This is a genomic window from Gallicola sp. Sow4_E12 (assembly GCF_052116305.1).
Lineage (GTDB): Bacteria > Bacillota > Clostridia > Tissierellales > Peptoniphilaceae > JBQKLI01.
On sequence record NZ_JBQKLI010000017.1, the window covers coordinates 37,045 to 47,209 of the forward strand.

A 10,165-nucleotide genomic window follows, 5' to 3' on the forward strand; every position below is an offset into this window, starting at 1 on the left:
TTTCCCTCTCTATTTTATTGTATTAATATATTCTTCTAACGCTTTTTCCCAGTGAGGCATCTCGTAGTTTCCGGAAATCCGCAAAATAAAATCATCCAAAACAGAATAATCCGGTCTAAAGCTCGCATCCACAATCTCTTCTGTCTCGATTACATTCGCCTCTAAGCCTTTAAACTCTAAAATTTTCTCAGCAAATTCTTTTCTCGAACAAGACCCTTGGCATACTGCATGGTAAATACCGTACTCCGTTGTTTCCATTATATAGATAATAAATTTTGCTAATTCCTTTGCGCTGGTTGGTGCTGCAAATTGATTTTTAGGAACTAGGATGTCTTCGCCATTTTTCGCCTTTTCGATAATTTCCTCTACTCTTCTATACTTCGCTCCGTAAATCCATGAACTTCGTATAATAAAGTATCTGGAACAGAAACTCATAACTTGTTTCTCTCCAAAAAGCTTTGATTTTCCATAACAAGATTTTGGTTTCGTTTCGTCGTATTCCTTATAAGGAAATTCTGCCATTCCGTCAAACACATCATCCGATGATAAATGAATCAGCTTTGCATTAATCCGATTGGCAGCCACTGCCATATTCCTCGCCCCTAAACCGTTAGTGCGAAACGCTTCGTCATTATCTTCTTCGCATCTTCCTGCATCTGTAATGGCAGAACAGTTGATGATATAATCTGGACGGTTTCTGTCCGCAAAATTAATAACTTCAGAAGAAACAGACACGTCTACTGTATCTTTATCTGTTGCTAAAATTTCAACATCTACGGGGTTCAGCATTTCAACAAGTTTAGATCCTAATCTTCCGTCAGCACCGGAAATCCATATTTTATTGCTGTAAATCATGATTCTTTCCTCCTAAATTCTCTATCTATATATTGTTAGAACTGTTCTAAGTCTAAAACAAGTTCTACAGGACAGTGATCGCTGCCCATAATCTCTTGATGAATGGATGCATCCACAAGAGCATCTTTCAAATCTTCTGATGTAATAAAATAATCGATTCTCCAGCCTGCATTTCGTTCTCTAGCCTTTGTCAAATAACTCCACCATGTATATTCTTCTTCCTTTTCAGGATAAAAATATCGGAAGGTATCAATGTAGCCGCCCTCTAAAAGCTGAGTCATTTTTTCTCTTTCTTCATCAGTAAAACCGGCATTCTTTCGATTCGTAGAAGGATTTTTAAGGTCGATTTCTTTATGAGCCACATTTAAATCACCGCAGTAGACAACAGGCTTTTTCTTCCTAAGCTCGTCTAAATACGCCTTGATCTCGTCTTCCCACACCTGTCGGTATTCCAATCTTTCAAGACCTCTTTTAGAGTTGGGAGTATAGCAGTTTACATGATAAAACTTCGGGAATTCCAATGTAAGAATCCTGCCTTCTTTATCATGGTCTTCTATCCCTATTCCGTATGTAACTGCGATCGGTTTCTCTTTTGTAAAGGTTGCAGTTCCAGAATAGCCGGGGCGCTCTGCAGAATTCAAATAAATATGATAGCCGTCCATTTCGAATTCCAGCTGCTCTGGTTTCATCTTTATTTCTTGAACACTGAATACATCCGCATCTAATTCGTTAAAATAGTTCATAAAGCCTTTTTTCATCACGGCTCTCATGCCGTTCACATTCCATGATATAAACTTCATCTCGTCACCTCACCCTAGTATTATACCATATATGCCATTTTTCTCAGAAAAGGGGTATAATAATATACTATGTTAGGAGTGATAATTTGAAATATAAAAATACAGGATTCACTATCGAATCCGAAGAATATTTAGATGACATAAAATCAAAGGCCTATCTTCTGAAACACGACTATTCAGGTGCTAAACTTCTCTATTTAGAAAATGATGACGAAAACAAAGTATTCGGGATTGGTTTTCGGACTCCCCCTGAAAATTCCAAGGGGACGCCTCACATCTTAGAGCACTGTGTATTAAACGGTTCTAGAAAATATAAAACAAAAGAACCTTTTATGGATCTGTTAAAAGGAAGTCTTCAGACCTTCTTGAATGCGATGACCTTTTCCGATAAAACGATTTATCCAGTAGCATCGAGAAACGATAGAGATTTTGAAAATTTGATGGATGTGTATTTAGATGCTGTCTTTTATCCCCGCATTTATGATAAAAAAGAGATCTTTCTTCAAGAAGGCTGGCATTATGAATTAAGAACACCGGAGGAAGAACTTCGTTATAAAGGTGTCGTCTACAACGAAATGAGAGGCGCTTACTCCTCTCCCGACTCTTATGTCTATAAAGAGCTTGATTCAGCACTTTATCCGGATTCTATCTACAGCAGCGATTCCGGCGGAGATCCTTATGAAATTCCGAACTTAAGCTATGAAGATTTTTTGGATTTCCACAGAAAATACTATCATCCTTCCAATTCTTATATCTTCCTTTACGGAAAATTGGATTTAGAAGAACAGCTGTCTCATATTGAAGAATATTTAAACCATTTTCCTGCAGAGAAAATAGATTCGAGCATTGGTTTGCAAAAACCTTTTAAGGAAATGAAAACCATTGAAGCAAGCTACCCCTTAACACCGGGAGAATCCGAAGATAATAAAGATTATTTGATCTATGGAGCCCTTACCAACGATAAAAAGAATCGTAAAGAAAGTCTAACAAATTCTATTATACGGGCAGTCCTTTTCTCTGAAGAATCCTCTCCTGTTAAAAACGCTCTTCTTAAAGCAGGTTTAGGGGAAGATACGATGACTTTAAGCACAGACGGATTGCAGCAGGGTATGGGAATCTGCGCGATCAACACTTCAAAAAATAGAAGAGATGAATTCTTTGAAATTATAGAAAACTCTATTCGAGAAACCGTAGAGAAAGGATTTTCAAAAGAAGAACTTTTAGCAAGCCTCAATAAAATTGAATTCCAGCTTCGGGAATGCGACAATTACCCTACTAAAGGTGTAATCTATATGATCCAGTCCTTAGAGAGCTGGCTCTATGATGAAGATCCGAAAATTCAATTTAAATTCAACAAACTGTTGGATGAATTAAGAGATGCCATCGATACGGACTACTACGAGAATTTCGTACGAGAAAAAATCTTGGATAATCCTCACAAGGTTCTGATTTCTTTAGAAGCAAAAGAAGGTCTGAACACAAAAAAAGATCAAGATGTTCATAACGCTCTTCAAGAATACAAATCTTCTTTATCCGAGGAAGAAATAGTAAAGATTATCGAAGAAAATAAAATACTTGAAGAAATGCAGAACAAAGAAGATACTGCTGAAGAAAAAGAAACTATTCCGGCTTTATCCTTATCCGATATCAAAGCAAAAGCACTGGAAATCCCTACCGAAGAGATTCAAAAAGGAAAAACTACGATTCTCATTCATGATCTTTTTACTCAAAGAATCGACTATTTTACCTTAGCTTTTAATCTGGACTTTATCCGAGAAGAAGAAATTCAGCCTCTGTCTCTTTTAAGCGACGCCATTGGTCTTATGGACACGAAAAACTACAGCTATCAGCGTTTAGGCACAGAAGAATATCTTTATACAGGAGGCATCCATTCTTCCTTAAGCAGTTATTTTCTAGAAAAAGAGAACAGCTATACCAAGAAGTTTTCCATCCACGCAAAGGCAAAACCGGAATTTCTAGATAACATGTTTGACCTGATCGACGAAACGACTCGTTTTACAAAATTCGAAGATAAAAAACGTCTAAAAGAAATCCTTCAAATGATCCGCTTGAAATTAGAAAACGGATTTGTAGAAAGCGGCCATCAATACGCTTTAATGCGCAACCGAAGCAACTACTCCCAGCAGGGGGCTTTTGACGAAAAAATCGGCGGACTCTCTTATTATGACTTTATCGTTGACCTAGAAGACCATTTTGACGAAAAAGCCGAATCTTTGTTAACTTGTCTTCATGAGCTGTCTCAAAAGATTTTTAACAAGAACAAGCTGATTGTAAATATTACAACAGAAGAGAAAGAAAATGCTTTAAAAGCCGTTGAAAAATATCTTGAAAAACTTTCGGATCTCGAGCATGAAGCTTATGATCTCAAATTTTTATTGGAACCGAAAAATGAAGGTATTACAACCTCAGCCAATATCAATTATGTGGTCCAAACAGGCCCTCTTGCCTTCCCGAATGGTTATAAAGGTTCCTTTGAAGTCCTTTCAAACATATTATCCAACACCTATCTTTATTCCTTTATACGGGCACAGGGAGGCGCCTACGGTACTGGCATGGGAATTTCCAGAAGCGGACGTTTCGGACTTTATTCCTACAGAGATCCGAATATTGCACAAACCTTGGATATATACAAAAATCTTCCCGAGATCATACAAGGTTTGGATCTTCCTCAAAAAGAACTGGAAACATTTATTATCGGCAGTTTAAATAAATTCGATCCTCCTACAACCAATGCCACCAAAGGCAAACTGGGTCTTCTTCTCTATATCACAGGACAAACACCGGAAGACACTAAAAAAGCGATGAAAGAAGCGATCGAGGCCGATATAGAAGAATTTAAAGAGATCATTCCTCTTTTAAAAGAATCTCTTGACCAGAACTATATCACCGTTATCGGAAATGCGGATGCTATCGGCAAAAACAAAGAACTCTTTGATACCGTGAGAACTTTAAAAGATTAACAGTTGTTAACCGCTATAAGGTCTTTAAAAATGCGAATAAAACTTCCCGTCTCCTAAGTAGCGGGAAGTTTTTTATGCTACTATAGACTTAGAAACATATCTTAAACTAATGATAAAGGAGGAACATATGTCAAATAAATACAAAAGCGAAAACGACAATTCTTCTAAATCTGATTATAAAGAAAAAAACATCCATCCAAACTATATGGACTGGAACAATATGATTCAAAGAACCATTACCCGTTCTGTAAACACGCTGCAAAAAACAGTATCCTCCGTCTTAACGAGAAGACCTCCGGAAAAGCTGCCGCTCAACAAAGATCCAAAAATCTGTGTACAGGGTCCTAAAAATCAGCTTTTCTATATTCTGCAGCAGTCTGTTGGTATTGTGGCAATCTTTCTGGGAATTCTCTTTTTATTGAATTTCTTTATTTTGAACAATCCAGCTTTTCTCCTTTTATTGGGACTTGCCAGCAGCGGCTTCGGTGTTGTTTCTTTTATGAAGGGCCGTCATGGTATGGTTTTAAACAGCCGCTATATGAAATATCTTCGGGAAATACAAGATAATCCTGTAGTCATGATAGAAGATCTCGCTCTCTTCGCTCAGCTGCCTGTCAGCCGAACTGTAAAAGATATTCAAGAATTAATCGCCAAGGACTATTTTCTAGAAGCACGCTACATTGAAAAAGATCAGATTCTTATCCTCGACCGGGATACTTATAAGCTTTATAAAGAAAACAGGGAACGAAAACTGGCAGAAGACAGATCTTTTCGCGTTAATAATATTAAACTTACCGACCCGAAACAAAGCGGGGAATATGAAAGAATTTTAGCCAGCGGAAGAAGCAGTTTGGAAACCATCGGCTTTCTGGAAGGAAAAATAGAGAACAAAGAGCTCTTGGAAAAGGTACAAGAAACAAAGACACTGACTGCAGGCATCTTAAAACGGATCAGCGAAAAACCAGCTCTATTATCTGTATCGAAAAAATTTGTCGACTATTATCTGCCCACGACAGTGAAGCTTTTAGAAAGTTATATCGAACTTCAAAACAATTCTCATATTTCTTCCGAACTGGAAGATGCAAAAAGAGAAATCAACCTCAGCTTCAACTCTATTAATACTGCTTATACTCAGATTCTTACAAAACTCTTTGAAGATAAAAGACTGGATATTATGACCGAAACATCCGTCTTGGATTCCGTTCTAAAAATGGACGGCCTCTCCGAAGAACAACCTTAAAAAGAATATCCCTTATCAAAACAAAAGCCAGGTACAACATACCTAGGCTTTTTATTTTTTTCTATTCATATATTTAACCGAGACATAATCAACATCTCCCTAACTTAGATGCCATCTATCTTAAGATGAAAAGGAAATCTTTCTTTCCTTTTCCTCCATAACTCCCCTCTTTCACTCTCCCCACTCTCACACTCCTTTTTATAGCTCTTTTTTTTAGCTCTTTCTTTAGCCCTCCTCCTTTCTAATTGATAATTGTTTTCAAAAATCTTGACTTCTGAAAATCCTGCTGGTATTATAGTCTAAGTGAGTTAGTCAAAACTACTTTACAAATTCATCATTGAGTTAGCGTGCGCTAACCTTTAAAGGAGGATGCTCTATCGCAAAATATCGTACGACTATTATACTATTTGCCGTATTAATCCTATTATCTTTTCTTTCGCTTTTTATCGGCGTACTCGATATGGATTTATCCGGTATTATCCAAGGAGATTTTCAACAACTTGAAGTTTTATTCATTTCCCGTCTGCCAAGACTGTTAGCTGTCCTTTGTACAGGGGTCGGAATGAGTATTGCAGGACTTATTATGCAGCAGCTTTGTATGAATAAATTCGTTTCTCCTACAACAGGAGCTACTATTTCTTCGGCACAATTCGGAATTCTTTTGGCACTGATTTTCATGCCGAACTCTACTTTATGGGGAAGAGCGTTATTTTCCTTTGCCGCAGCACTTATTGGAACTTGGATCTTCGTTTTCTTTGTTCAGAAAGTTTCTTTTAAAGATGTGGTTATGGTTCCTCTTATAGGAATCATGTTTGGAAATATTATCGGTGGCACCACTAGTTTTTTAGCCTATAAGTTTGAATTGACACAGTCCCTCTCCTCTTGGCTTGTGGGACATTTTTCCTTAGTACTTAGAGGGCGCTATGAAATCGTATACTTAATCGTTCCATTGGTTTTTCTTTCTTTTTTCTTTGCCAATCATTTTAATATTGTGGGTATGGGAAAAGATTTTTCTGAAAACCTTGGAATCCCCTATAATTTAGTGCTGTTTTTCGGTCTTTCTATCGCCGCTGCGATTACTGCAAGTATTGTTGTTGTAGTAGGAAGTATTTCCTATATCGGACTAATTGTTCCAAATATCGTATCGATGTTTAAAGGAGATAAAATAAAGGGAACCTTAATCGACACTGCACTATTTGGCGCCTTATTCGTCTTAATCAGCGATATGATCGGAAGAACAATCATTGCTCCTTATGAACTGCCTATCGAACTTATCGTAGGAGTACTGGGAAGTATTATCTTTATCGGTTTACTATTCTATCGACTCAACAATGGCAGAAAGATTATTAAATTCGGTCAAAGAGGATGTATCAGCTGCAGAGAAACAACACTTAAGGAGGTGGAAGAACATTGATGGCAGAATATGAATTAAAAAGAATCAAGAATAAAGCAAATACTCTAAACCAATACAATTCAAAACTTATGGCGCTTGCGCTGCTGTCCCTATTGGCATCTATCATCTATCTTTTTTATTCCGTAGATATGAAATATTTTGAATATGCCATGTCCTTGAGAGCTCCTAAGCTTGTGGTAATGCTCCTTGTCGCCTTTTGTATCGGCAGCGCTTCCATGGTTTTTCAATCGATTATCAACACGACAATCGTAACACCTTGTCTTCTAGGAATGAACGCTCTTTACGGACTGATCCATACATTATTGGTTTTCGTCTTGGGGTCTTCCAGCCTGCTGGTTCGAAATGCGAATATTGCCTTTCTGATCGATGTATCCATCATGGGCGTTACGGCGTCCTTTATTTACAACTATCTTTTTAAAAAGACAAAACATAATGTGCTCTACATCTTACTTACAGGAACCATTATGGCAACCTTGTTTACAAGTATTCAATCTTCCCTCGTTCGTACTATGGATCCGAATGAATACGACAGTTTATTATCCTCTTTATTCGCGAACTTTTCCAATATTAACACGGGAATCATTGCAATCTCTATCCTTTTAATGACTGCAGTCCTTTTCACCTTAAGAAAAGAATTGAAACTTATGGATATCATCACCTTGGGAAAAGATCAGGCTGTAAACTTAGGCGTGGATTATGACAAAACCATTCGAAAGCTTCTTTTGGGTGTTGTGCTTTTTATCGCTATCGCTACAGCAATGGTGGGTCCTATTTCTTTTTTGGGGCTTATCGTAGCGAATCTATCGCGACAGTTATTTAAAACATACCGCCACCAGTATTTGATACTGGGCTCTGCTTTAATCGGTATGGTTGTTCTAATCGGCGGGCAAATCATAGTAGAACATATCGCAGCTTTCAGCCTTCCGATCAGCGTCTTTATTACCATCGGCGGCGGAATTTATTTCCTCTATCTTCTCATTTTGGAAAGGAGAATTTAATGATTATAAAAAACATCTCGAAGGCTTACAACGAAAAGAAAGTCCTCGACAATATAAGCTTCGAAATCCCTCAGGGGAAGGTTGTATCCTTTATCGGCCCGAACGGAGCCGGTAAATCCACTGTTATGGGTATTATCTCAAGGCTTCTTAAAAAAGACGGCGGCGAAATTATCTTTCAGGGAAAAGAACTGAGCCAGTGGAAAAGCCGCGATCTAGCCAAGAAACTATCTATACTTACACAAAGCAATAATATACAAATGAAACTTACGGTGAAAGAACTTGTAACCTTTGGCAGATTCCCTTACAGCGGAAGCCGTATTACAAAAGAAGACGACGAGATTATCCAACAAGCTATTTCTTATATGGAATTGGAAGAATTTCAAGACCGCTTTATCGACGAACTTTCCGGCGGCCAAAGGCAGCGTGCCTATATCGCCATGGTTATCGCCCAAGATACGGACTATATTCTCTTAGACGAACCGACAAACAACCTGGATATCTATCATTCTACAAATATGATGAAAATCGTCCGCAGACTCTGCGACGAACTGGGAAAAACAATGATTCTCGTTCTTCATGAAATCAACTTTGCAGCCTTCTATTCCGATTATATCTGTGCTTTTAAAGACGGAAAAATCGCTGCCTATGGTACCGTAGAGGAAGTGATGACAAAAGAAAATCTATCTTCTATTTACAATGTTGATTTTGAAATGCAGGAAATACAAGGCAAGCCCTTGTCTATATATTATTAATCAAAGGAGAGGTATATGAAAAAAATTATTGCAGCATTAAGCCTTATTCTAGGAATGGGTATCTTTTTAACGGCATGCGGAGGAAATTCCGCTCAAAACACTTCTGAAACAGCACAAACGGCTTCAGCAGAAGACAGCGCCAACATTACCGTTACAACGATCAACAGCAAAAAAGAACCTGTAGAAGTAGAAGTCCCTAAGAACCCTAAAAAGATCGCTGTACTGAATATGGCCGTTCTTGATATGCTCGACAGCTGGGAGCTGGGAGATTCTGTCGTAGGCATGCCGAAAGCTTCCCGTGTTGATTACTTAACCGATTATAACGACAACGAAAATATCGTAAACCTTGGTACATTAAAAGAAGTGGATATGGAAGCTTTAATGTCTACTCAGCCGGATATTATTTTTATCGGCGGAAGATTATTAGAACAATATGATGAACTTTCTAAAATCGCCCCTGTAGTAGTAAACAATCTAGACTATAAAAAAGGATCTCTTCAAAGTACAAAAGACAATGCACAGATGATCTCTTCTATCTTTGGTCTAGAATCAAAAGCAAAAGAACAAACAGATGCTTTTGATTCTCGTATTGAAAAATTAAAAGAAGCAGCCCAAGGCAAAACTGCTGTAATCGGAATGGTAACAAGTTCTAACTTCTCAACACTAGGAAACGGAAGCCGAGGATCTCTAATCAGCAACGAAATCGGATTTGAAAACCTTGCAAAAGATGTCGATTCCACACATGGCAACGAGTCTTCTTTCGAACTTCTAGTAGAACAAAATCCAAACTATATTTTCGTATTAGACCGTGATTCTGCCATTAATGCAGACGGCGCGAAACTTGCTAAAGATATTATGAACAACGAATTAGTCAATAAAACAGAAGCCGCACAAAATAACCAGATTGTCTACTTGACACCAACAGCATGGTATCTTGCCGAAGGCGGAGTCCAAGCCATGGATGTTATGTTAAAAGATTTAGAAAACGCTCTTCTTAAATAGAAAAAAAACCGGGAAAATGATGTGTACCCATAAAACTGGACACAATATTAAATTAATTATTTACAAGTGGATGCTAGCCTATATTTTGTAGGAGGCATCCATTTTGTTTTGCTTTGAATTCTT

8 protein-coding genes are annotated in these 10,165 nt (G+C 37.8%); 6 read left to right on the forward strand and 2 right to left on the reverse strand.

Annotation, left to right across the window (positions count from 1 at the left end):
• Positions 1 to 9: 9 nt before the first annotated feature.
• On the reverse strand, positions 10 to 855 hold the full coding sequence (gene rfbD, locus ACTQ46_RS09100; protein ID WP_441749192.1) for a dTDP-4-dehydrorhamnose reductase: 846 nt from the start codon (positions 853 to 855) through the stop codon (positions 10 to 12).
• 35 nt (positions 856 to 890) lie between these two features.
• On the reverse strand, positions 891 to 1,655 hold the full coding sequence (locus ACTQ46_RS09105; RefSeq protein WP_441749194.1) for an exodeoxyribonuclease III: 765 nt from the start codon (positions 1,653 to 1,655) through the stop codon (positions 891 to 893).
• A gap of 86 nt (positions 1,656 to 1,741) precedes the next feature.
• Between ACTQ46_RS09105 and ACTQ46_RS09110 the strand changes: the two genes are divergently transcribed.
• From ACTQ46_RS09110 to ACTQ46_RS09135, 6 genes are all read left to right on the forward strand, one after another.
• Positions 1,742 to 4,636, forward strand: a complete 2,895-nt coding sequence (locus ACTQ46_RS09110; protein WP_441749196.1) for an insulinase family protein — start codon at positions 1,742 to 1,744, stop codon at positions 4,634 to 4,636.
• Positions 4,637 to 4,763: 127 nt separating this feature from the next.
• Positions 4,764 to 5,876 (forward strand): 5-bromo-4-chloroindolyl phosphate hydrolysis family protein, encoded by a 1,113-nt coding sequence (locus ACTQ46_RS09115; RefSeq protein WP_441749198.1) that lies wholly within the window; start codon positions 4,764 to 4,766, stop codon positions 5,874 to 5,876.
• Positions 5,877 to 6,294: 418 nt separating this feature from the next.
• On the forward strand, positions 6,295 to 7,290 hold the full coding sequence (locus tag ACTQ46_RS09120; RefSeq protein ID WP_441749207.1) for an ABC transporter permease: 996 nt from the start codon (positions 6,295 to 6,297) through the stop codon (positions 7,288 to 7,290).
• Positions 7,290 to 8,288 (forward strand): iron chelate uptake ABC transporter family permease subunit, encoded by a 999-nt coding sequence (locus ACTQ46_RS09125; protein WP_441749199.1) that lies wholly within the window; start codon positions 7,290 to 7,292, stop codon positions 8,286 to 8,288. The genes ACTQ46_RS09120 and ACTQ46_RS09125 overlap by 1 nt, the downstream gene beginning before the upstream one ends.
• A complete protein-coding gene (locus ACTQ46_RS09130) occupies positions 8,288 to 9,040 on the forward strand; it encodes an iron ABC transporter ATP-binding protein (RefSeq protein ID WP_441749201.1) in 753 nt (250 codons plus the stop codon). The genes ACTQ46_RS09125 and ACTQ46_RS09130 overlap by 1 nt, the downstream gene beginning before the upstream one ends.
• Before the next feature lie 15 nt (positions 9,041 to 9,055).
• Positions 9,056 to 10,042: a siderophore ABC transporter substrate-binding protein gene (locus tag ACTQ46_RS09135; protein ID WP_441749203.1), complete on the forward strand. Its 987-nt coding sequence runs from the start codon at positions 9,056 to 9,058 to the stop codon at positions 10,040 to 10,042.
• Positions 10,043 to 10,165: the final 123 nt, after the last annotated feature.